Annotated in this window: 1 protein-coding gene and 1 pseudogene; both read left to right on the forward strand. The window is 52.9% G+C overall.

Annotated elements, in window-relative coordinates:
• Positions 1-168 (forward strand): annotated as a pseudogene (gene tuf / locus G5179_RS20790) (elongation factor Tu); the annotation flags it as partial.
• 111 nt (positions 169-279) lie between these two features.
• Entirely contained in the window at positions 280-822 is a 543-nt protein-coding gene (gene gmhB / locus G5179_RS20795; protein ID WP_421259029.1) for a D-glycero-beta-D-manno-heptose 1,7-bisphosphate 7-phosphatase, read from the forward strand.
• The last annotated feature ends 215 nt before the right edge of the window (positions 823-1,037 follow it).

The following is a 1,037-nucleotide window of genomic DNA, read 5'->3' on the forward strand; positions in this document are numbered from 1 at the left end:
GGTACCATCGAACTGCCGGAAGGCGTAGAGATGGTAATGCCGGGCGACAACATCAAGATGGTTGTTACCCTGATTGCGCCGATCGCGATGGATGACGGCCTGCGTTTCGCTATCCGTGAAGGTGGCCGTACCGTAGGTGCTGGTGTTGTAGCTAAAGTTATCGCTTAATCGATACTTTAAATGCACACATGAAAGGGGTGGCTTCGGCCGCCCCTTTTGTTTTTGGGCTTTATCTGCCCTGTGAGATACTGGGCAAAACCATTGATTGAGGTAGTTTCCGTGAGCAAACCCGCCATTTTTCTGGATCGTGACGGTGTCATCAATGAAGACACTGGCTATGTCAGCCAGGTCGATGACTTCCATTTTCTGCCCGGAGTCATAGACGCCCTGCAGCTCCTCAAAAAGAAAGGCTATCTGCTGGTCGTTGTGACCAACCAGTCCGGAATCGCCCGCGGCTACTTCAGTGAAGATGACTTCATGAATCTGACCGAGTGGATGGATTGGTCACTGGCGGATCGGGATGTGGACCTCGATGGCATCTATTTCTGCCCCCATCATCCGGATCACGGCGCCCCCTGTGATTGCCGCAAACCGGAGCCAGGCATGCTGCTGTTGGCGCAACAGGAATTGGGGGTCGACATGAGCCGTTCCTATATGGTGGGTGACAAGCCTTCCGATCTGAAAGCAGCGAGCAATGCCGGGGTCGGTCACAAGATCATGGTCAGAACCGGTAAGCCGGTTACCGAAACGGGTAGCGCACTGGCAGATGCCATCTATGACAACCTGCACGATTTTGCCATCGCGGTGCCTGCAGCAAGCTGATTTCGCCGGTTTAATATGCCAATTGGTGGCTTTGTGAGCGAACGAACAGCGAAAGCCATCTTTTTGCAATTATCCCCTTGCCAGAACGAATTCACTCCCTATAATGCGCCTCCATCGACACGGCAAGCGGCAACGCAGAAAGCCTAAGTCGATAACCTCGAAAAGCCTTTGCAAATAAGGCTTGACTCGAGAAGGCGGTTGAGTAGAATGCCACT

It is taken from the genome of Aeromonas sp. 600886 (genome assembly GCF_049174935.1).
Taxonomy (GTDB): domain Bacteria; phylum Pseudomonadota; class Gammaproteobacteria; order Enterobacterales; family Aeromonadaceae; genus Aeromonas; species Aeromonas veronii_A.